Source organism: Nostoc sp. UHCC 0870, from assembly GCF_022063185.1.
GTDB lineage: Bacteria > Cyanobacteriota > Cyanobacteriia > Cyanobacteriales > Nostocaceae > Trichormus.
In genome coordinates this window covers 4,414,485-4,435,684 of the sequence record NZ_CP091913.1, presented here as the reverse complement: position 1 = coordinate 4,435,684, position 21,200 = coordinate 4,414,485, and the positions used below count along the sequence as shown (strand labels likewise).

Sequence of the window (21,200 nt, the reverse complement as noted above, 5' to 3'; positions counted from 1 at the left end):
TGCCAGTTAAATGGTTGTCAGAAGTTGCAATCAAAAAGTAAGATAACCAGTTGTGACTCAGCGACCGCCCACAGCCACTGCTTCCAAACCTGCGGGAGGTTCTAGTATCCGCAGGCTAGGAAACAAAAAATGGTTCTCTTCTACATATTGCGCTCCAAACAGACCTTTTTCTGCCCAGAAATAGCGGTCTGTTGTGTGTTCATTTCGCTTTACAAGTAGCAACGCTGGTGGCAAGATACCTTCAGATTGAATGAATTTTCTGGCTGCTGTCACAGGTTTTTCTTCGCCACTCTCGATGCTATATTGAGGCACATGCTCTAAAATACGTCGTCCTTCTTGGCGACGACGGCTCTTCCTTTTGCGTCTCCTTGCCAACCTATTTTCCTCCTCTTTCAAGCTATAGATTGTAGTTATAGCTACAAAATCCGTCGTAATTATATAGGTTCTAGTTCAAAAGATCAATAGTTTTTTAATTTTTGATACAGCAAAAATATTCTGATTGACAGTAGATTAATCGAGAGCGCAAAAATAAATAATCCTTTGGCGAAAACTATTACTGAAAATATTTAGTTAAGCTTTATTAAATAAAGGGGGAAAACAAAGTACTTTCTTTTATCTTCTCTCAAATTCCGTGATCCTGAGCAAGAGCCGAAAAATGTTAATGTCTGCCAGTTCAGATTTTGTTGCTCTATGCCGAGAGCAAATAGCACTATTGACCCAAGGGCTGGGAGCATCTTTAAGCGTAGTTTATTTAACCCAAGAATTGGTAGAGTCTCCCACAGGCGAGACAAAACTTATTCCTGTAGTAGTTTACCCAGAAACAGCAGTAATATTGCCAGGGGAAGAAATTTTTGAGGCTACAGCACGTAAACAACTGCAAATAGAAAATTTGTTGGCACTACCCCAGCAACAAAGAAGATTGCTGACACCAGCACCAACAACGGAAACACCCCAAAATGAAGCACCGCAACTAGAAGAAGACTTTTTGTTGAGTGGGCATCAATTTGTCTTTCCTTTGATTCATGAGGGTGTGATGATGGGATTGTTGGTGACAGGTAGAGACGATCGCCCGTGGAGTGAACCGGAACAGAACCAAATTCAAACCATTGGACAAACATTAGCGATCGCTTGTATTTTGGATCAGCGTCGAGCCTGGTTGCAACACCAACTGCATCAACAGCAAATTTTGCAAGAACAACAGCGAGATTTGTTAGATAACTTATTACACCAGTTCCGTAACCCGCTAACAGCCATACGCACCTTTGGCAAACTGTTATTAAAGCGATTGCGTCCAGGAGATATAAATCGGGATGTGGGAGGAAATATCGTTAGAGAAAGCGATCGCCTCACGGAATTGCTGCAAAAATTTGATGAGGTCATCGATTGGGCAAATTTAGATTCAGAGCGACTTTCCTTACCTGACAATGAAAGATTTGTAGAAGCTACTGTACAAAAAGAATCTCAACCTGTATTATTACTACCAGGCACAGGAGATAAAGAAACTAATTGCTCCTTAGCTGAAGTATTAACACCATTGCTAGTTTCTGCTCAAGCGATCGCTCAAGAGAGGAATCTAGAATTAATATTAGAAGTTACCCAGGGTTTACCATTAGTAAGAGCTAATCTGAAATCCTTACAAGAAGTATTGAGTAATATCATTGATAATGCACTTAAATATACCCCTTCCGGCGGTAAAATTTATATTCAATTAGGGCAAGAAAAAGCTAATTTTCAAGGCATAGGGATTAGTGATACAGGCCCTGGTATTCCCCCTGAAGATTTAGCCCATCTGGGGGAAAGACATTATCGAGGAGTGCAAGCCCAAACAGAAATTCCCGGTACGGGGTTAGGAATTGCGATCGCTAAACAATTAATCGAGCAAATGCACGGACAAATAGAAGTTTTCAGCCCGGCGATTAACTCTGCGATCGCTACACCCAATGCACCAGGAACAAGTGTGATTATTTGGTTACCTGTTAGTCAATAGTCAATGGTCATTAGTCATCAGACCTCTTGCACAAATATTTTTTACCCTACCCTAACCGGGAACTAAATCTTCCCCTCTGTCACTAATTAACTATCTCAACGAAACCAGTAAATTTTGATTAATTGTCATTTGTAAATCCGTGTCTGGGTCAATGGCGATTAAGTCTACGCTGTTTCTACCAAAAAATAAACCAATTAACCCACCAATAGCCGCGCCACCTAGGACTTCTTCTGTAGCAATGGCGCGATCGCCTGTCACCGCAGAAACGGCTGCTGCTGCGCCTGCACCTAACACAGTATTTTTGAGAATTGTACCTGTGCTAGTACCCTTTCTGACGGTTTCAGTTTTAGTAATAACTTCGGAAGTTGCACTAATGTCATACTCTTGACCTGTGGTTAAAACCAATTTTTGAGCAACGAATTGAGAACCACCCTGAGTAGGCCTGAGTTGACCAACGACCTGACTACCCGCAGGAACAACTACATTTCCTTCTTGAGTAACGACGTTTTGCTCTACTGTCAGTGTCAAAGGTGCTGTTTCGTCTTTTGTAACAAGAATTTTTTCCGCCTTATCGTACTTCACAGGGATAACTGTTCCTTGGGGAATGGTGACAGCAATCGGTGTGGGGGTTGTAGGTTGAATAGCTACAATATAGGGCGAATTAATCGTTGAAGCTTGATTAGAACTAACTAATGCTTGGTAAATAAAAGCTGCTACTTGAGCGCGTGTGGCGGTAGTTGTGGGATTTAAAAACCTCACATTGGGATAGTTGACGACAATTTGCTTTTCAGTCGCGGCGGCTATGGGGCTACGGGCATAGCCTGCTATGTTAGAAGAGTCGTTGAAATATTGCAGAGTGCTTTCAACGTTACCCCCAGGAGCATATCCTAGACCATTGGCTAGAGCAACCAAAACTTGCTGGCGGGGAATGTTTTCATTAGGTCTAAAGCTATTACCGGGATATCCTGATAAGAAACCAATGGTGTATGCTTGCTGAATAGCCCCATATGCCCAATAGTTGCTGGCTACGTCTACGAATCTAATTGCTTGGCGTTCAGGTGCTTTTTGAAAAGCTTTGTTCACCATTGCGGCAAATTGAGCGCGGGTGACTGGTTCTTCTGGACGGAAACTACCATCAGGAAAACCAGCAATTACACCTCGTTGTGATAATTCTCGAATAAATTGTGATGCCCAATAGTTCGATGAAACATCAGAAAAAGTAGTTTGAGCAAAAGATGGCGCAACCACAACAAAAGGTGCAACAGTTCCGGCTGTAATACTCAAAGCCATGAGTGCAGCAGTGCTAGATTGCCAACGATTTAATTTAAACATATATTTATGACTCCACACAATTATTTGTTTATCTTCTTAATTACTTAGACAATTTATACATTAAAAAGTTTCCCATATGTCTCTATGATTAGAAATATTATTTTGTCTGGATATTCTAAATAAGGTGGATATTCATATCACAAAACATATGTAATAAGTAATAGTGCAATCACTTATGCAGATATTGCTCAACTTTTGAGGTAGAGAAACCTGACGGCTTTAACAAATTAGATATCTATTAGACCTATTGCATAAATACTTAAGCTGTCATGTTGAGCGAAGCGAAACATCTCATTTTCGGCTTTTGCCAGAGGTTTATTGTTTAATAAATGATTTGAGGTGCAAAAAAATCAGCGATCGCCTACTTGGGATGAAAGTAGCGATCGCTAATTGAAGATGATGACAGTCAAAACTAAAATTAAGTGCAGCTTACTAAGAGGGTGTTTGAAAAGTTTCAGTAGGTATAAAAATGTCGTTTTGACTGGAGCGGAGCGTAAGGAAGAATCTAGGCTTTGTGGCACATACCGAGATGTTACCCTTTGCTACGCAACGCTACGCTACATACTCCTGCGGAGAAGCAAGCTACAACATGACAAAGAAACAGACTTTTCAAACGTCCTCTAAGTACAGCGCGGCGGAAATAAAGATACTATTCTCAATCGTTCAAAGCCTTACAATACAGGACTTTTGACTTTGGATTTTTGACTTCCGCGTAGCGGTGCTAGCGGATTACATCCACATTCAAGTTAGAACTGAGTGCTAATCTCAAGTCACGCTCTGGTCTAATTACAAATACTTCAGTTTCTTTTTTCCGTAGTAGTATGCTAGCCAAAGCACCGGCGGCTGCACCACCTAAAGGTTCTCCAATTTCAATTCTTCTATTACCAGTAATCAGTGAAATTGCAGCAGCAGCACCTGCACCAATTGCTGCATCTGTTAATACTTTACTAGAATCATTTTTGTTAATTTTCTCAGTTTGAGTAATGGTCTGAGAGTTAGCATTAATTGTTTGTCTGATGCCCGAAGCATAGACTAATTCTCTAGCTACAAATCTTACTCCTCTAATATTGTCTTTATTGTTTCTGTCTGTAGAATATTGTCCATCAAAATATACTGGTTCTAATTGTCCAATAACTTCAGTACCAGCAGGAATTAAGACATTTCTATTTCCATCAATAATATTGTTAGAAACTTTCAAAGTTAGCTGTATAGTTTCTCCCCGACTAACAACAACTTTCTCTTTGTCATGTCTAACAGGAAAACTAACTCCAGCAGGAATAGCAACTCTTCTAGTTTGTCCAATATTGTATTGAGCATTAGCCGCAGGAGCAAAGGCAATCATCGGGGTAATGACACCTGTGGTAATTGTCATTGCCATAGCTGCGGCTGCTCCAGATTTCCATTGATTCAGGTGGTTCATAAACTTTTGGGGTTGGATTGCTGTTATAGGTTTCATGACGAGCATTTACTGAGATTGTTTCTGATTGCTTTTAAACCTGTGCATAGGCTAATAAGGTTCAGTTAAGAGTTATTTGTGTAGATAATTCATCTGATCATACGGGATAAATCTCTTCTCTACATCAGGATTTTGGGCTGATCTGATCTGTACATAGTAGATACATTACCAAGTCTCTACTGGCGTTATTGTTTCGACCAAATGCTTCTCGCAGAGAAAGCTTCCCACTCTTGTAGTGAGCGCATTTTGGCAAGGGGTATTACAATCATAAGTAATATTAAAAATTAAATTTTGAAAGTAAACAATATAAAAATAGACAGTTTTCTAATAAAACTGCGATTTTAGCAATATGTTAGGTAATTACGTTTAAATTTAGTATTTCAGGCATTCTGCACAGCAGAAACATTACCTTGTCCAGATACTGGACGAGGAAAGTTGGGCAAATCAATTCCACTATGACTAGAAGTACGGGTTTTCAGAGCCAAACGATAACTTACACTCTGGAGTTCAGCTTGTAGCTGACGGTTTTCTCTCTGTAGGGTAGCTACTTTTTCTCTGACTGGAGTCATACGCTCTTCAAACTTACGACGGTAAATTTGAGGTAATTCTTGTACTACTTGCTCTAACATCCGGCTGCGGTCAGTTAACTCTTGCACTGACTGGCGCAGTTGGTAAATTTCCACATCTCGTGATGTGATTTGCTCTTGATAGAAAGTAACTTGCTGTTCAACAGCTTGTAACTGTTCTTGCAAAGCTTTTAACTGAGTTAAATCCTGTTCCGCCTCTAATCTGGGAGGTATAAAATTAGTGTTGCCCTTGACTAGTCGGAAAAGTTCTTGAGATAGTTGTTGCACTAATTGATCACGTAGCTGTAACTCTTGGCGCAGCTGCGACATTTCTGAAGATAGGGCTTGGATGTTGGGTATTTCAGTTTGGCTCACGGCGGCTTAAAGCTCCGATTGAAGAATATTTTCCAACCTTGGATATAACTGCTATCGCCTGCTTTTGGCAAGTAATGTTAATTTAGCATTCCCAACTCCATCACAAAATAAGGCAGAAGGTAAAATTTTTTTTAGTTTGTTAGTAATAAGTGCTGAGTTGTGAGTTGTGTTAGCGGTAGCGCGGCGTTTAGCCGATGCTAAGTTATGAGTTGTGAGTGCTGAGTTATGAGTGCTGAGTTGTGTTAGCGGTAGCGCGGCGTTTAGCCGGTGTTGAGTTGTGAGTGCTGTTAGCGGTAGCGCGGCGTTTAGCCGGTGCTGAATAAAAATCTCGTTCCTTGTGAAGCTCCTGCGGTAGGAGGGTTTATTGTCATAAGGAATATACTGCGCGCTTGCAGTTTTGCGATTGGTAGCGACTCCCATGAAGTACCATAGATTTGGTAACTAGGACTGACTTACGTCTCGCTACACTAACTACTCACTACTCTTACTCACTACTTAGCACTAACTACTCACTACTCAGCACTCAGCACTCAGCACTAACTACTCACAAAAATCGCCTTAAGCGGTGACAGCAACTTCCTCGGCTTGAACCTCGGAAACTTCTTGCTTAGTTGTCAGGTAGCGAATTACGTCTTCGCTCAAACGCATAGCGCGTTCTAAGGGAGCAATCACTGTTCCAGGCCCAGTGTAGTTTACTTGAATATAGATGCCATCACGATGCCTGTTAATTTCATAGGCAAGACGACGCTTGCCACGGTTTTGGATTTCGATGTTATCAGCACCTTGATCCTTGAGCAAGTTCTGATATTTAGCGATCGCTAACTCTACCTGTTCATCTGTCAGGTCTGGGCGCAGAATATATAGTGTTTCGTAAACTATGGACATGGATGTAATTCTCCTTTTGGACATCTGGCTGCTAATGATAATTTATACAATTACTCTGTTAGAGTTACTAGTATCAATTAACATCTGAAGCAACAAGGAACTATAATCTTACCAGTTTTCTATTTTAATCATCAGCCCTATCTGCCAAAATTGGGCTTGTTGAAGAGAATTGACAGGTGACAGGTGACAGGTGATAGGTGACAGGTGATAGGTGACAGGTGATAGGTGACAGGTGACAGGTGACAGGTGACAGGTGACAGGTGACAGGTAAGAGAATTTGATTTGCTTATTTCATTTTTTGCTTGTAACTGCGATAGTTGGAGGCTCTTAAGAAGTAAGGTTTTAGGCGTGTAGGGTAAAAAGGTAGAAATTTTTCCCCAGTCCCCAGTCCCCAGTCCCCAGTCCCCAGTCCCCAGTCCCCAGTCCCTACTTTTAACTTTAGACAAGAGGATATTAATCAAGGTTATGGCCCAACGCTATGTGCGAGTTCAAAATCGAGAAGGAAAGATTTATTATGGGTTACTACAACTATCCTTGAACGTGCAGGTGCTTGATGCTCCACCTTGGTTACACGGACAACCCACAGAGCTAGTTTTAGAAGCTGACAACTACCAAATTCTTGCGCCTTGCGCTCCCTCGAAGATTATAGCAGTAGGCAAGAATTACGCAGACCATGCCGCAGAAATGGGAACTTTAGTACCTGCTGAACCATTGATTTTTCTGAAACCGCCAACATCGATCATTCCATCGGAGACAGCAATTAAGTATCCTCCTCAGTCGCAACGAGTAGACTATGAAGGGGAGTTAGCATTGGTAATTGGCGATCGCGCTTGTAACTGCACGCTAGAAGAAGCCCAAACTAAAATTTGGGGTTATACAATCGCCAATGATGTCACAGCTAGGGATTTACAAAAAAAAGATGGTCAATGGACGCGAGCCAAAGGTTTTGATTCTTTCTGTCCTCTAGGCCCTTGGATTGTGAGAGAATTAAATCCTGGGGCTAGATTGCAGACGTTTGTTAATGATGATTCCCATCCGGTGCAATCTGCGGGTATTGATCAGATGGTTTTTCCCCCTGATTTTTTAGTGTCTTATATTAGTCAGGTGATGACCTTATTACCTGGAGATGTGGTATTGACAGGTACACCAGAAGGTATCGGTCAATTACAAGTAGGCGATCGCGTCCGGATCGAAATTGAAGGTATCGGTCGCCTAGAAAACACTGTGGTGTTCCGTTAAGTATTACCTTACCTGCATATACACCGCGTCAGAAATGGCGGGAATTTCTGCATAACGTCCTAGTAATGACTGAGCAACTGAATAGACAACTGCTGCTACGATGCCTAGAAAGATCGTGTTTGCTATTGTCTCGATTGCAAAACCAGTATTAGGAATTTGTGTCAATATTCTTATTAGAATACTACACAAAAATATCACAATGTCTAGCAGAATTGCCTGCATTGTGTTGAAACGAATAAAATGACTAATCTTCTCGTTTCTGACCACAAATATAAATAAGGCAAAGAAAACGAGCAATTGACCCAATTGTCCTAAGCTACCGTAAACTATTAATACTGGTTGTAAAGGTAACAACAATAATTGTAGGAATGGAAATTGTCTTAATAAAAAACTCCCGAAGACTAGACCATCAATTATGGGCAAAAGATAAGGTAAACAAGCAAAAACTCTATCGGCAATTGTTGTAGTCCCGCGCCATGCCATTGTGCATTCTCCTGTGGCTAAATTTTCAGAGTTACTTGAGCCTAGGATAACGCAGTTAATCAGCCTTGCTAGAAAAGTATGATTATTCTATATGAGCGATGCGGAAGCCCATTAGACATTCATACTGTTCTGATTGCTGTTGTGCAAGTTTGCGAATTGCTTGACCACAAGTTAGTTGTCCACTACGCCAACGGGGTTGACCACTACCATCAGCCAGCAAGCAAGACTGACAAACTTGCTCAGGAGTTAGGATTTGCTCGTCCATTAAAATAATCAACATATATAAAACCCCTCCTTTGACACTCTACTGGTGCAAGGCTTATTTCAAGGCTGAACGGAGACACACTACCTATGTTCAGGTAGTGTAGCTTTACTATTGCCTTTTTAGCCCTATAGTGCATATCTCACAGCAGATAAAAAAACTCTTCTGAATACAATTCACACACTGAGCATTAAGTTAACAATTATGCTAGTGAGACAAAGCAGATGTTAAATATTTAGGTGTATTAAGCATTGATACCCATATTTTACCACAGCCCCTAAACTCCCTGGGGTAAACCCTTGGAAATATCATCATTACTTAACCTTAACTGCATAAAAATCGCTACAAATAATCAAAAGTATAAAAGTTCATATTTTCGTAAAGAGGTTTATGATGATTAATCTATGGAACTTGGCTGGTAGCTAATAATAAAAGATCATACAGATGTGATGAATCGTATTTGTATAGCAGATCAATAAAATAGAAATATTGACTGTTGATTCTTAAGTGTAGAAGCTGCCTGCAAACCAAATCCACTTTTGTACAAATTTCCATTAGGTATAGTTGAAGTGACTAGGACAAATTCAGACTTACTTGCTACCTCCGATCCCGCGATCGCAGAATTAATTAATCAAGAACTCCAACGTGAACGCGACCACTTGGAATTAATCGCCAGTGAAAACTTCACCTCTGCGGCTGTACTGGCGGCTCAGGGTTCAGTCCTAACCAATAAATACGCCGAAGGTTTACCCGGTAAGCGTTACTACGGCGGTTGCGAATTTATTGACAAAATTGAGCAAATAGCAATTGACCGAGCCAAACAGCTATTTGGTGCGGCTCATGCTAACGTGCAGCCCCACTCTGGCGCACAGGCGAATTTTGCTGTTTTCCTGACATTGTTAGAACCAGGGGACAAAATCATGGGGATGGATTTGTCTCATGGTGGACATCTCACCCACGGTTCACCGGTGAATGTGTCGGGTAAATGGTTTCAAGTCCGTCACTACGGCGTAAGTCAACAGACAGAACAACTAGACTACGAGCAAATTCGTGAGCTGGCGTTGAGGGAACGTCCCAAGCTCTTGATTTGTGGTTATTCTGCCTATCCTCGCATCATTGACTTTGAAAAATTCCGCGCTATTGCAGATGAAGTTGGTGCTTACCTACTAGCTGATATTGCCCACATTGCTGGTTTAGTCGCCAGTGGCTTACATCCTAACCCCATTCCTTATTGTGATGTCGTCACCACCACCACCCATAAAACCCTACGCGGCCCCAGAGGTGGTTTAATTTTGACCCGTGATGCAGAACTGGGTAAAAAGTTAGATAAATCAGTTTTCCCAGGAACGCAAGGCGGCCCCCTAGAACACGTAATTGCAGGTAAAGCGGTTGCTTTTGGTGAAGCCTTAAAACCAGAATTTACAACTTATTCCAGGCAAGTAATTGAGAATGCCCGTGCTTTAGCGAATCAACTACAAAACCGGGGATTAAAACTGGTATCTGATGGTACAGATAACCATTTAATGCTCGTTGATTTGCGTTCTATTGATATGACAGGGAAGAAAGCAGATCAGTTAGTGAGTCAAGTAAATATTACCGCTAACAAAAATACCGTCCCCTTTGATCCCCAATCACCATTTGTCACCAGTGGTTTACGGTTAGGTTCTCCCGCCATGACAACACGGGGTATGGGAGTAACCGAATTTACCGAGATTGGTAATATTATTGCCGATCGCCTGCTCAACCCAGAATCAGAAGCCGTAGCTCAAGATTGTCAACGCCGGGTAGCCGCATTGTGCGATCGCTTCCCCTTATATCCGCACTTGGAGATTCCCGTACCAGCCTTAGCATAAAAATTGGGCATGGGGATAAGAGGAATTGGGGTAGGAAGCAGGCTGCAAGGGTGCAGACTTTCCCCTTTTCTCCTTGATCCCCTATCTCCCCAATCTCCAATCCCTAATTCTTATGCTGATTAGAGTCACAAATGTAGTAAAAATAGGAAGGAAACGTCCTTAGCCAATTTTTGTTAATAAACTCTTAAAAATTACAGATGCCTGCTCAGATTTATCATCTGATCGCTTTCCTAGTCGCCGCAGTAGTCGTTCTCTGGACTACACCTGATGTCAAAAATATTGGTATTAGAAGTGGACGTGTAGATAAACCTGGCGATCGCAAAATTCATGACCGTCCGATGGTACGCCTGGGAGGAGTTTCTATCTTCGCAGGCACAATGCTATCTTTAATGATTGTTTGGTGGTTGGGTGGCTTTGCCAATCTGCCCCCTGAGAAAGAATGGCAAATATGGGGCGTTACTGTAGGTGGTCTTGGCTTTTTTTTGATTGGTTTAGCCGATGACTTATTAAGTCTATCGCCTCTCACACGGCTGCTGATACAAATTGTTGTTGCAGCAGGTGCATGGAAAGCAGGTGTCAGCATAGATTTTATAACCGTTCCTACCGTTGGTATAGTTGACCTCAACTGGCTAAGTTTGCCCATCACAGTAGTTTGGTTAGTCGGGATGGTGAACGCCATCAACTGGATTGATGGATTAGACGGTTTAGCGGCTGGGGTTTCTGGGATTGCGGCTGTAGTCATGCTATTGGTGTCCTTATTTATGCACCAACCAGCAGCAGCCTTAATTGCTGCGGCTTTAGCTGGCGCAGCTTTAGGATTTCTACGCTATAACTTCAACCCTGCTCAAATCTTTATGGGGGATGGGGGGTCATATTTTATGGGTTTCACCTTAGCCTCTGTAGGTGTCATAGGTTTAGTCAAAATCCCTGCTTTCACTGCCGTTCTTTTGCCATACTTGATTTTGGCAGTCCCCATTGTAGATATGTCCGCAGTGATTTTGGCGCGTCTGCGACGAGGTAAACGCCCTTGGGTTGCAGATAAATGTCATCTACATCACCGACTCTTACAAGCTGGTTTATCCCATCGCTGGTCAGTATTATTCATTTACTCTCTTACCTTGTGGGTGGGAAGTCTGGCGTTAGGTGTGGCTGGTGTACCCAGCAGCATTGGTTATATCTGTGCAGCTACTTCGCTATTAAGTTACGTTATTTGGCGAGTTCGCAAATTCTCCCAACAAAAATAACCTAGTAGTGCGGCAAGCTTAAACAGGACTTACGCAAGTGTCACAATCGATGGTTGGTGCGTGACGCTATTAAGTCTCAATACTACGTTCAAATACTTTCGCAGCGTCACACAACGGCAATAAAGCGGGAGGAAAATCCACACCGCTTTTTGCCTCCCCTACATAAAAAATATGCTAGTTGCGTAAGTCCTAAAATTGTCAATGTCAATCACCGTTATTACAAATTCTTTGTCGAGAAAGATTATTTACTCTAGAAGAACGAGAGAATGATGATAGCTGGCGTGAGGAAGGTATAAGACTATTTGCTGATTTATTAGCTGAGAAATCGCAGGGTAACAATGAAAGCACATCGAATTGAAACAACATTAACCGAAGACGGAACTTTGATCATCAAAGACTTACCCTTTCAGGCTGGGGAAGCAGTAGAAATCATTATCTTAGAAAGTTCTTCTCAACCTTCAGATTCTAATCCTTACCCTTTACGGGGAAAGGTCATTCATTATGATGACCCATTTGAACCTGCTTTACCTATAGAAGATTGGGAAGTTTTGCAATGATAATTTTAGATACCCATATTTGGATTTGGTGGGTAGATAATAATGCGCGACTAAATCAAAAATATCTCAATTGGATTGAAGAATATCGATCTCAAGGACTTGGAGTTAGCCTGATTTCTTGTTGGGAAGTTGCCAAACTAGTTGAGAATCGCAAACTTGCTTTCTCAATTTCCGTTGAGGATTGGTTAACAGCCGCTTTAGCTTACCCAGGAGTGCAACTACTTGAAATAACAATACCCATTATCGTTGAATCAACCAAACTCATAGGTTTTCACCGAGATCCATCTGATCAAATCATAGTAGCCACTGCGAGAATTTACGGGTGTCCGTTACTCACGGCTGACGCAAAAATTCTGGCATATCCTGGCGTGCAAACTCTTAAATCATAGATGTCTCTTCTAGTCCGTCCAGTGATAATATTATTGAGTCGGACAAGTCTTCGGTTTTGCAACCTACCAACCTATCCAACCCGGTTTTATATTTCGAGGTTGTCACCTTCCTCACTGAGACAGGTCTGGACTCCCTAATGTACGCTCGATAAATTCCCATTTACCGACTCTGACGGTGGGGAGTAATCACGCCAACGCCACCGCGACAATACGAAAACCAACATTGTTGTTCCGATTCGCGCGCGCGTTCCTATTGCGATTAGCAGACCGGCAATTCCTAGCATTGTTATTCCAAGAACCGCCACGCAGCAGCTAAAAATGCCTGCCCCATCTTCAAACTCTCAATTAATTTGAGAAATTTGAGTTAGATGTAGTTTATATTCGACTTTGTATAGACAGTTCATCTGTTGATAAAAGTTTTTAATTCCTCTATCTAAGTCGTGTGGTCAGATCCCCGACTTCTTTGAGAAGTCGGGGATCTAGATTTGATTAAATTTTGAACTTCGTGTATAATGACTTTGATATCTAGACACCACATCTTGAAAAAAATATTTTTCTGCCTGACGGCGGGGGAATAAGAAGGGAAAAGAATAAGAAGTGCAGAGGGCTAAAGGGCAAGATTGCAAAGGGTAAGGAATCCTCACGCCACAGCCACAGCAACCACGCGAAAACCAACAGCGTTGTACCGGTTTGCGCGCCAGCGCCCAAGGCGAATAGCAGACCTGCAATACCCAGCACCGTCGCCCCAAGAACCGCCACTCATCAGCTTTCTGTTATTATCGCTACTTGTCAACCACGCACTACCATCTGTCGGTGCCCCTCGGTAGCTATCATTATATACATCTTCGCACCATTCCCATATATTACCACACATATCATATAAACCGAAAGAGTTCGGCGGAAATATTCCTACATTTGTTGTTTGTTCACGATATTCACCTTTGGGTGCAGCACCGTAGGGAAAGTTACCGTTATAATTAACTAAATCTGTAGTAATGGTTTCCCCAAAATAAAATGGTGTGGTTGTCCCTGCACGACAAGCGTATTCCCATTCCGCTTCGCTGGGTAGCCTGTAGGGTTTTCCTGTCTTTTGACTCAATTTTTCACAAAACTCTACCGCATCATCCCAACTGACTCCTTCTACTGGTCTTTTCTCACCTTTGAAGTTAGCAGGATTTGTCCCCATAATTGCTTGATACTGTTCCTGGGTGATTTCATATTTCCCCATGAAGAAGCCGGGAACTGTTACCTCATGCTGGGGACTTTCATCTGAGCTTCGTTCTGCTTCCCCTGCTGGTGAACCCATTGTAAATGTCCCCCCTGGTATCTGCACCATTTCTAAGCTGACACCATTCCCTAAGTCTTCAACGAATTGTGAATTAGATTGCCAGAGACGTGGCACTACAATTGCTAAACCCAACCCAGCACCCGCAAACCCAACTGTTTGTATTACCTTGCGTCGTGACCAATTTGGGGTAATTATTTTTGTAGGTGTAGATGTTGGCGGTGGTGCTTGTTGTTGCTGTTGTGGTTTAGGTTGTGGCGGTGGCGTTACTTGTCGCTGTTGTGGTTGTGGTGTGGGTACAGTTGGCGGTGTTTGTCGCTGTCGTGGTTGTGGTATTGGTATAGTTGGCGTTACTCGTTTTTGCGGGGGTGGCTGTAGTAATTTAATTGCTGCCAACGCCTCCACTGCTGAAAGATATCTATCCCGAAAGTAATAACTCACCATCTTATTTAACGCATCTGCCAACTTCTCAGTGACATTTGCCCGATTGCGCCAAATCACCTCGTCGTCATTGGGGTCTTTTGGTAGTTCGTTGGGTTGTAAGCCTGTTAACGCTTGAATCCCTAACATCCCCACAGCGTAAACATCACTTGATAATTTCGGTCGTCCGGCTGCTTGTTCGCTGGGCATATAACCAAGACTACCAATGGCTACACTCAAACTTGTTTGACCTTGGGTGTTCACCGTCATGGCTTCAACTTCTTTCACTGCACCAAAGTCAATTAGCACTATTTTACCATCTTGCTGGCGACGCATTAAGTTTTGGGGTTTGATGTCGCGGTGAATGATGTTCTGTTTGTGAACTACTGCTAATATTTCTAATATTTCTTGTAATAGTTTAATGGCTGCTATTTCTGTTAACTTTTCACCGGGAATGATTTCATGGCTTAAGTCTTGACCGTCGATAAATTCTTGGACTAGATAAAATTCCCCTTGTTCTTCAAAGTGGGCAAATAGCCTTGGTATTTGGTCGCTATCGTTGCCTAGACGGTATAATACTTGAGCTTCACTGTCAAATAATCTTCTAACGATTTCTAATACTTTGGGGTCGGGATTGGGTTTGAGGTGTTTGACTACACACTTCGGCTTTCCGGGTAGGTCTATATCTTGGGCTAGGTAGGTGTCACCAAATCCCCCACTTCCGAGAATTTTAATGATTTTATAGCGGCTGCGGAGGATGTCGCCGGGCTGAGGCATGGTTTTTGATTTGGCAGTATTTGGGTTTATTGTGCCAAATTCTTGGGTGTTTGGGCAAGTGATTTCACGCAGAGGCGCGGAGGCGCAGAGAGTTTTAAAGGTTTGTAGTAAGGACTTCAGTCCTAAAGGAAGGACTTCAGTCCTAAAGGAAGGACTAAAGTCCTTACTACGAACTTAATTACTGATGATTTGGAGAGGATAGAGTAAAAATGGTAATTTCAGGACGGGCGAATAAACGCAGATGTAAGCCTGTCATTCCTACACCTCGGTTGGTGTATAAGAGCATTTTTCCTACCTCGTACTCTCCTGAGTAATATTTTTCACCCCAAGGCGGTAAAATCAGGGGTTTGACAAAAGGTAGCCGGATTTGTCCGCCGTGGGAATGTCCTGATAGTTGCAGGTCAAATCTGGCTGTGGCTGCGCTGGTAGTCGCAAAATCTGGTTCATGGGCTAATAAAATGGCTGCTCCCTGTGGGGGTAATTGCTGCAATACTAAGTCTAGGCGGTCTTTACCCATACCCACATCATCAACCCCAGCAATATTTAAAATGGCGTTGCCTCTTTGAAGTGTGTAGACAGTATTATTTAAATCAAATACGCCGCTTTGTTTGAGTATTTTAATGATGGCTTTGGTGTCGTTTTCGTGGTCATGATTACCTAAAATAGCAACAGTTCTATCGCGGGGTGTAAGTTCCTCTAAGGCTGGCTTGAGTGATGGGATTAATCCGGGTAAGTTACGCGTTACTAAGTCCCCGGTAATGGCTACTAAGTCCGGGTGTTGTTGATTAACTAGGTGGACAATATGCTTTAAACGCCGCGTATTCATCCATTGGTCGCGGTGAATGTCGCTAATCTGCACAATCCGATAGCCGTTAAATTCTGATGCGAGATGGGGTAGAGTCAGTTGTAAAGATTTGATCTCAATCCAATTTGGTTCAATTACCTTGGCGTATAGTAAGATGCAGAATATTAATAAAAACAACCCCCGCAAGTATTGAAAGGTTAGTTGACTGGCTTTGAGCAGCCACTTACGATTTCTCAAGATGTAATCTCCTGTGACGTAACTGCCAGTTCTGCTGCTATGCTATTTTTTTAAATTTCGCGGTAAATCACCTTGGAGATAGAAGCGTAATTCGTAATTCGTAATTCGTAATTCGTAATTAAGAATTGCAGGTGTAGCGGTTCTTGCTTTAGTACAAGAACCCCACCCCCAACCCCCTCCCCGCAAGCGAGGAGGGGGCTATGATATACCTCATGTGATTAGGAAACGTTATATTGATTGATGAGCGTGAAAGTCCACTAACTCTTCGCTGTCACCTGTCACCTGTCACCGTTCGGCTGACGCTCACGGCGAAGCCTGTCACCTGTCCCCTGTCCCCTATCACCTCTTCCCTGTCACCTGTCCCCTATCACCTGTAACCTATAATGAGAGATGTGATATACTAGCCTTTCTCTCAATTACCCTTGGTTTATGGGACTGCCAATTGTTGCAATTATCGGTCGCCCAAATGTGGGCAAATCCACCCTGGTTAATCGACTCGCCGGGGAACAAACGGCGATTGTCCATGATGAACCGGGTATGACGCGCGATCGCACTTATATGCCGGCTTACTGGAGCGATCGCGAGTTTTTAGTAGTAGATACAGGCGGTTTGGTATTTAATGATGACACCGAATTTCTGCCCCTGATCCGCCAACAGGCTTTAGCAGCCCTGGCAGAAGCTTCTGCTGCTATCTTTGTTGTTAATGGTCAAACTGGCCCTAATTCGGCAGATGAAGAAATTGCCGAATGGTTACGCCAACAACCAGTGCCAATTTTTCTAGCAGTGAATAAATGCGAATCCCCTGAACAGGGTTCAATTCAAGCTGCCGAATTTTGGGAACTAGGCCTAGGAGAACCATACCCCCTCTCCGCGATTCATGGCAACGGTACAGGTGAGTTATTAGACGAACTCATCAAACACATCCCTACTGTTGCGGATGTAGCAGACAGCAATGAAATAAAAATTGCGATCGTCGGACGGCCTAATGTCGGCAAATCAAGCTTACTCAACTCTTTTGTGGGTGAAGAAAGAGTCATTGTTAGCCCCATTTCTGGCACAACCCGCGATGCGATCGATACTTTTATCGAAAGAGATGGACAATCCTATCGCCTGATAGATACAGCCGGGATTCGCAAAAAGAAAAACGTCGAATACGGCCCGGAATTTTTTAGCATTAACCGCGCTTTTAAAGCAATTCGCCGCGCCGATGTGGTTTTATTAGTTTTAGATGCCCTAGATGGTGTAACAGAACAAGATCAAAAATTAGCTGGGCGAATTATTGAAGAAGGTCGAGCCTGTATTATCGTCGTCAATAAGTGGGATGCAGTCGAAAAAGACTCCTATACTATCTACGACTACGAAAAAAATATGGAAGGCCGGCTACATTTTACAGAATGGGCAGAAACCATTTTTGTCAGTGCTTTAACCGGACAACGGGTAGAAAAGATTTTAGAGTTGGTGACTCAAGCAGCCACAGAACACAAACGCCGCGTTAGTACATCAGTGGTTAACGAAGTTTTGGAAGATGCTTTGAAATGGCATTCTCCCCCAACTTCACGCGGTGGACGACAAGGTAAAATTTATTACGGTACACAAGTCAGCAGCCAACCGCCAACTATTGCTTTATTTGTCAATGAAGCTAAACGCTTTAATGACAACTACCGACGTTACATTGAAAGACAATTCCGCCAACAATTAGGGTTTAAAGGTACTCCCATTCGCATATTGTGGCGGAGTAAGAAAGTCCGAGATATGGAAAGCGGTAATGTTAACCGTGCAACTCGTGTTTAAGAGTGAGGAGTGCTGAGTGCTGAGTGCTGAGTGAGGAGTGAGGAGTGAGGAGTGAGGAGTGGGGAGTGAGGAGTAAGGAGTGGGGAGTGCTGAGTGGGGAAAATAAAGTGTGCTAAGTTCTGGATATCAGGGCAGAATAGTCAAGAATCAAAAGTTCAAACTAAACTTTAATTTGAGAATTTACTAACCTTTAAATTCTCATTAGTGTAAACTTTTAACTTTCCATAACTCATAACTCAGCACTCTCTCACTTAGCACTGAAAAATGGATTTACTGCGATCGCTACCGTTAGGATTATATCTAGAACAGCCACAAACTTGGTTACATAAACTTGATCCACGGGTCAAGTTTATCTGGTTAATGAGTTTTCTGACTAGCTACAGTTTTGCTAATAATCAATGGCGTATACTACTAGTAGCACTATTAATTATTTTTACTTTAACTGCTAAAATCCCCCGGCGCGTCTGGCAACAACAAATGGGTTGGTTGTTAACACTAACATTTTTAGTGTTCATGATTTCAGCTATCAGTCCTGATGGATTGGGTATAAATTATCAGCCACGTCTACCAGCTAACTCTCAAGTTTTAGCCCCACTAACTAATAATAATTCCCCAGTTGTTCAAGAACAGGTAAAAAGTAGCAAAAGCTATAACTATGTCTTGTTCCATCAAGGCCCGGTGAAAATCACTCGCCGTTCTATAGATTTAGGAACGCGCTTAAGTACGATTATATTTACTGTTATTTACAGCACCAACTTGTATTTACTGACAACTGCACCAGAGGAAATTACCGCCGGTATAGAAAGCCTGATGCAGCCGCTACGGCGATTTAAGATACCCGTCACTGAAATTACTTTGACTCTAACTTTATCATTGCGGTTTATTCCCCTAGTCTTAGAAGAGGTACAGAATTTAGTCCGTTCTGTGATGACTAGGGCAATTAATTGGAAAAAGTTAGGTTTAAAAGGTGGATTCAAAGTCTGGTTAATTGTCGCCGAAAGATTATTAGAAAATCTCTTGTTACGCGCTGAACAAATGGCTAGTGCGATGATGGTACGCGGTTTTACCAGTCCCAACGAACACCGAGTCCCGTGGCATGATTTACGTTTAAAATCATGGGATTGGTTAGCGATCGCAACTCTCACCCTATTTTGGGGAGTAAGAATCGTTTTAGGAAATCAAGTTTAATCGCTTGTTTCCCCTACACCCCTACACCCCTACACCCCTACACCCCTATACCCCTGCCTTTTTATGTGGCACTGGCGATCGCTTCCATTAGAAAATCGTACTGGTTCGGAAATTTTCTCTGCCTTATTTCACTCCAACACTACATCTGAAATAGCCACCCTCCTAGAAAGTCCCTACCCCACACCCACGAACCAACCCCAACTGAGTCGCTATTCTATCTGTGCAGGCGCACCTAGGATAATAAATGGAGTTCCGCAGATGTGGACACCAGAATTAGGGGATATTTTCGGTTTGCTGGAAAATTTGTTGCAAGTTAGGGGAATAGGGAAACAAGATAAAATTTCTCCCCCATCTCCACAACTCCCCTTCACTGGCGGTTGGCTGGGATGGCTTGGCTATGACGCAGCTTGGGAAATTGAACAGCTACCCCAGACAAAAATTGATCCCTTACCGTTTCCTGTAGCTTTTTGGTATGAACCAGATGTTTTTGCAGTTTTGGATCATGTCCAACAAGTTTTATGGTTAGCTGCTAGCGATGCGGTTGATCTTGATGGGTTGGAACTGCGTTTAGCACAAATAGATCCAGAAAACTCACCGCAGCATATCACCCCCATCAGCAATTACCCTGTTGCACCAAAATTTTTTACATCTCAATCAGATTATGAAACCGCCGTTAACCGGGCCAAAAAATATATTCAAGCGGGAGATATCTTTCAAGCGAACCTATCTTTAAGATTTGCCGCCACTACCTCAGCTAGTGGTTGGTCAATTTATCAAGCATTACATAAAATTAATCCTTCCCCATTTGCTAGCTATTGGCGCACACCTTGGGGTGAAGTTATTAGCTGTTCACCAGAAAGATTAGTTTTATTACAAAATGGGCAAGCCGAAACCAGACCGATCGCCGGCACGCGATCGCGTGGTATAACTCCAGAACAAGACCAGCAACTAGCCCAAGAACTCCTCAGCAACACCAAAGAACGGGCAGAACACATCATGCTGGTGGATTTGGAACGCAATGATTTAGGGCGAGTCTGTGAATGGGGAACAGTCACCGTTGATGAATTGCTGACCATTGAAAGATATAGCCACGTTATGCACCTCGTCAGCAATGTTACAGGGAAATTGAGCGATTGCACACCCATTGATTTAATTCGTGCCTTGTTCCCTGGTGGTACAATTACAGGCTGTCCCAAAGTCCGGTGCATGGAAATCATCGAAGAACTAGAACCGGTGCGCCGCAGCTTATTCTACGGTTCATGCGGTTATTTAGATTGGCGTGGTAATCTAGACTTAAATATTCTCATCCGTACCCTACTACTAACTCCCAACTCCCCATTCAAGACCGTTTGGGGACAAGTAGGTGCTGGAATCGTCGCCGACAGTGACCCGGAAAAAGAATGGTACGAATCTCTGCACAAAGCCCAAGCGCAGTTAGCAGCATTGAAAATGGTTAATTAGGGGTGTGGGGGTGTAGGGGTGTAGGGGTGTAGGGGTGTAGGGGTGTAGGGGTGTAGGGGTGTAGGGGTGTAGGGGTGTAGGGGTGTAGGGGTGTAGGGGTGTAGGGGTGTAGGGGTGTAGGGGTGTAGGGGTGTAGGGGTGTAGGGGTGTAGGGGTGTAGGGGTGTAGGGGTGTAGGGGTGTAGGGGTGTAGGGGTGTAGGGGGTGATTCAATTTTGAATTTTGTAGCTTGCTTCCCGTAGGGTATTTTGAATTGAATTCCCCAAACTGTAACAATACAGACTGTGAAGACGAACAATTATTAGGAAAATTCCCCTGTTGGCGATTTTGCTCTAACGAGCGATAATTATGGCAACATAGAGAAATGTGAGAGTAAACAGCAGTATGAGAGTCGGCTTTTGCCCTGGACGAGTTCAAAGGGCGCATCCCATCGTTAGTAGCATTGTAGAAGTTATTCCCAAGCCCACATACTCAGTCTGTTCTCTTTTGCTTTTTGTCTTGTTTTACTAGCTTCATCTACCTATCAGAAATATCAAGGTCGTCATCAACTTCATAAAAGGGTAGAATTTGCTGATTCTCAAATGAATTTCTACAAATATTCTGGCGAAA

Annotated in this window: 20 protein-coding genes; 9 read left to right on the top strand and 11 right to left on the bottom strand. The window is 42.9% G+C overall.

Annotated elements, in window-relative coordinates:
• Nucleotides 1-57: 57 nt before the first annotated feature.
• Nucleotides 58-375 carry a DUF3155 domain-containing protein gene (locus L6494_RS18640; protein ID WP_237989171.1) on the bottom strand — a complete coding sequence of 106 codons (318 nt, stop codon included), beginning with the start codon at nucleotides 373-375 and terminating at the stop codon, nucleotides 58-60.
• 280 nt (nucleotides 376-655) lie between these two features.
• On the opposite strand from L6494_RS18640, the gene L6494_RS18635 reads away from it, so the two are divergent.
• Nucleotides 656-1,987 (top strand): sensor histidine kinase, encoded by a 1,332-nt coding sequence (locus tag L6494_RS18635; RefSeq protein ID WP_237989170.1) that lies wholly within the window; start codon nucleotides 656-658, stop codon nucleotides 1,985-1,987.
• 90 nt (nucleotides 1,988-2,077) lie between these two features.
• Here L6494_RS18635 and L6494_RS18630 read toward each other — a convergent pair whose 3' ends face one another.
• The 5 genes from L6494_RS18630 to rpsF form a co-directional block, all read right to left on the bottom strand.
• Nucleotides 2,078-3,319: an S-layer homology domain-containing protein gene (locus L6494_RS18630; RefSeq protein ID WP_237989169.1), complete on the bottom strand. Its 1,242-nt coding sequence runs from the start codon at nucleotides 3,317-3,319 to the stop codon at nucleotides 2,078-2,080.
• A gap of 721 nt (nucleotides 3,320-4,040) precedes the next feature.
• Nucleotides 4,041-4,739: a conjugal transfer protein TrbI gene (locus tag L6494_RS18625; protein WP_237996127.1), complete on the bottom strand. Its 699-nt coding sequence runs from the start codon at nucleotides 4,737-4,739 to the stop codon at nucleotides 4,041-4,043.
• A 416-nt stretch (nucleotides 4,740-5,155) separates the two neighbouring features.
• The gene (locus L6494_RS18620) at nucleotides 5,156-5,716 is read right to left on the bottom strand and encodes an Npun_F5560 family protein (protein ID WP_237989168.1); all 561 of its coding nucleotides are present in this window, start codon (nucleotides 5,714-5,716) and stop codon (nucleotides 5,156-5,158) included.
• Between the two features lie 51 nt (nucleotides 5,717-5,767).
• A complete protein-coding gene (locus L6494_RS18615) occupies nucleotides 5,768-6,136 on the bottom strand; it encodes a hypothetical protein (RefSeq protein ID WP_237989167.1) in 369 nt (122 codons plus the stop codon).
• Nucleotides 6,137-6,274: 138 nt separating this feature from the next.
• The gene (gene rpsF / locus L6494_RS18610) at nucleotides 6,275-6,601 is read right to left on the bottom strand and encodes a 30S ribosomal protein S6 (RefSeq protein ID WP_237989166.1); all 327 of its coding nucleotides are present in this window, start codon (nucleotides 6,599-6,601) and stop codon (nucleotides 6,275-6,277) included.
• A gap of 465 nt (nucleotides 6,602-7,066) precedes the next feature.
• On the opposite strand from rpsF, the gene L6494_RS18605 reads away from it, so the two are divergent.
• Nucleotides 7,067-7,840: a fumarylacetoacetate hydrolase family protein gene (locus L6494_RS18605; protein ID WP_237989165.1), complete on the top strand. Its 774-nt coding sequence runs from the start codon at nucleotides 7,067-7,069 to the stop codon at nucleotides 7,838-7,840.
• Nucleotides 7,841-7,843: 3 nt separating this feature from the next.
• Here L6494_RS18605 and L6494_RS18600 read toward each other — a convergent pair whose 3' ends face one another.
• On the bottom strand, nucleotides 7,844-8,323 hold the full coding sequence (locus tag L6494_RS18600) for a Tic20 family protein (RefSeq protein ID WP_237989164.1): 480 nt from the start codon (nucleotides 8,321-8,323) through the stop codon (nucleotides 7,844-7,846).
• 82 nt (nucleotides 8,324-8,405) lie between these two features.
• Entirely contained in the window at nucleotides 8,406-8,603 is a 198-nt protein-coding gene (locus L6494_RS18595) for a hypothetical protein (protein WP_237989163.1), read from the bottom strand.
• A gap of 551 nt (nucleotides 8,604-9,154) precedes the next feature.
• On the opposite strand from L6494_RS18595, the gene glyA reads away from it, so the two are divergent.
• The 4 genes from glyA to L6494_RS18575 all read left to right on the top strand — a co-directional run bounded on the left by glyA (nucleotide 9,155) and on the right by L6494_RS18575 (nucleotide 12,628).
• Nucleotides 9,155-10,438 carry a serine hydroxymethyltransferase gene (gene glyA, locus L6494_RS18590; protein ID WP_237989162.1) on the top strand — a complete coding sequence of 428 codons (1,284 nt, stop codon included), beginning with the start codon at nucleotides 9,155-9,157 and terminating at the stop codon, nucleotides 10,436-10,438.
• Between the two features lie 197 nt (nucleotides 10,439-10,635).
• Nucleotides 10,636-11,682: a glycosyltransferase family 4 protein gene (locus L6494_RS18585; RefSeq protein ID WP_237989161.1), complete on the top strand. Its 1,047-nt coding sequence runs from the start codon at nucleotides 10,636-10,638 to the stop codon at nucleotides 11,680-11,682.
• Between the two features lie 338 nt (nucleotides 11,683-12,020).
• Entirely contained in the window at nucleotides 12,021-12,239 is a 219-nt protein-coding gene (locus L6494_RS18580; protein WP_237989160.1) for a hypothetical protein, read from the top strand.
• A complete protein-coding gene (locus L6494_RS18575) occupies nucleotides 12,236-12,628 on the top strand; it encodes a type II toxin-antitoxin system VapC family toxin (RefSeq protein ID WP_237989159.1) in 393 nt (130 codons plus the stop codon). The genes L6494_RS18580 and L6494_RS18575 overlap by 4 nt, the downstream gene beginning before the upstream one ends.
• 640 nt (nucleotides 12,629-13,268) lie before the next feature.
• Here L6494_RS18575 and L6494_RS18570 read toward each other — a convergent pair.
• A complete protein-coding gene (locus L6494_RS18570) occupies nucleotides 13,269-15,110 on the bottom strand; it encodes a bifunctional serine/threonine-protein kinase/formylglycine-generating enzyme family protein (protein ID WP_237989158.1) in 1,842 nt (613 codons plus the stop codon).
• A gap of 178 nt (nucleotides 15,111-15,288) precedes the next feature.
• Nucleotides 15,289-16,152 (bottom strand): metallophosphoesterase, encoded by an 864-nt coding sequence (locus L6494_RS18565; RefSeq protein WP_237989157.1) that lies wholly within the window; start codon nucleotides 16,150-16,152, stop codon nucleotides 15,289-15,291.
• Nucleotides 16,153-16,581: 429 nt separating this feature from the next.
• Here L6494_RS18565 and der point away from each other — a divergent pair, with 429 nt between their 5' ends.
• The 3 genes from der (at nucleotide 16,582) to L6494_RS18550 (ending at nucleotide 20,592) form a co-directional block, all read left to right on the top strand.
• Complete coding sequence (gene der / locus L6494_RS18560; protein ID WP_237989156.1) at nucleotides 16,582-17,943, top strand: ribosome biogenesis GTPase Der; 1,362 nt, start codon at nucleotides 16,582-16,584, stop codon at nucleotides 17,941-17,943.
• A gap of 264 nt (nucleotides 17,944-18,207) precedes the next feature.
• Entirely contained in the window at nucleotides 18,208-19,131 is a 924-nt protein-coding gene (locus L6494_RS18555) for an energy-coupling factor transporter transmembrane component T family protein (RefSeq protein ID WP_237989155.1), read from the top strand.
• 63 nt (nucleotides 19,132-19,194) lie between these two features.
• Complete coding sequence (locus L6494_RS18550; protein WP_237989154.1) at nucleotides 19,195-20,592, top strand: anthranilate synthase component I; 1,398 nt, start codon at nucleotides 19,195-19,197, stop codon at nucleotides 20,590-20,592.
• On the opposite strand, the gene L6494_RS18545 is transcribed toward L6494_RS18550, so the two are convergent.
• Nucleotides 20,589-20,804 carry a hypothetical protein gene (locus L6494_RS18545; protein WP_237989153.1) on the bottom strand — a complete coding sequence of 72 codons (216 nt, stop codon included), beginning with the start codon at nucleotides 20,802-20,804 and terminating at the stop codon, nucleotides 20,589-20,591. The two genes, L6494_RS18550 and L6494_RS18545, sit on opposite strands and share 4 nt — an antisense overlap.
• Nucleotides 20,805-21,200: the final 396 nt, after the last annotated feature.

What these genes read in the sequence shown, in the direction of transcription:
- L6494_RS18635 (WP_237989170.1), top strand. Translation starts at nt 656, where the DNA reads ATGTTAATGTCTGCCAGTTCAGATTTTGTTGCTCTATGCCGAGAGCAA.
- L6494_RS18615 (WP_237989167.1), bottom strand. Translation starts at nt 6,136, where the DNA reads ATGGGAGTCGCTACCAATCGCAAAACTGCAAGCGCGCAGTATATTCCT.
- L6494_RS18625 (WP_237996127.1), bottom strand. Translation starts at nt 4,739, where the DNA reads ATGAACCACCTGAATCAATGGAAATCTGGAGCAGCCGCAGCTATGGCA.
- der (WP_237989156.1), top strand. Translation starts at nt 16,582, where the DNA reads ATGGGACTGCCAATTGTTGCAATTATCGGTCGCCCAAATGTGGGCAAA.
- L6494_RS18575 (WP_237989159.1), top strand. Translation starts at nt 12,236, where the DNA reads ATGATAATTTTAGATACCCATATTTGGATTTGGTGGGTAGATAATAAT.
- L6494_RS18550 (WP_237989154.1), top strand. Translation starts at nt 19,195, where the DNA reads ATGTGGCACTGGCGATCGCTTCCATTAGAAAATCGTACTGGTTCGGAA.
- L6494_RS18555 (WP_237989155.1), top strand. Translation starts at nt 18,208, where the DNA reads ATGGATTTACTGCGATCGCTACCGTTAGGATTATATCTAGAACAGCCA.
- rpsF (WP_237989166.1), bottom strand. Translation starts at nt 6,601, where the DNA reads ATGTCCATAGTTTACGAAACACTATATATTCTGCGCCCAGACCTGACA.
- L6494_RS18570 (WP_237989158.1), bottom strand. Translation starts at nt 15,110, where the DNA reads ATGCCTCAGCCCGGCGACATCCTCCGCAGCCGCTATAAAATCATTAAA.
- L6494_RS18595 (WP_237989163.1), bottom strand. Translation starts at nt 8,603, where the DNA reads ATGTTGATTATTTTAATGGACGAGCAAATCCTAACTCCTGAGCAAGTT.
- L6494_RS18585 (WP_237989161.1), top strand. Translation starts at nt 10,636, where the DNA reads ATGCCTGCTCAGATTTATCATCTGATCGCTTTCCTAGTCGCCGCAGTA.
- L6494_RS18600 (WP_237989164.1), bottom strand. Translation starts at nt 8,323, where the DNA reads ATGGCATGGCGCGGGACTACAACAATTGCCGATAGAGTTTTTGCTTGT.
- L6494_RS18605 (WP_237989165.1), top strand. Translation starts at nt 7,067, where the DNA reads ATGGCCCAACGCTATGTGCGAGTTCAAAATCGAGAAGGAAAGATTTAT.
- L6494_RS18580 (WP_237989160.1), top strand. Translation starts at nt 12,021, where the DNA reads ATGAAAGCACATCGAATTGAAACAACATTAACCGAAGACGGAACTTTG.
- L6494_RS18630 (WP_237989169.1), bottom strand. Translation starts at nt 3,319, where the DNA reads ATGTTTAAATTAAATCGTTGGCAATCTAGCACTGCTGCACTCATGGCT.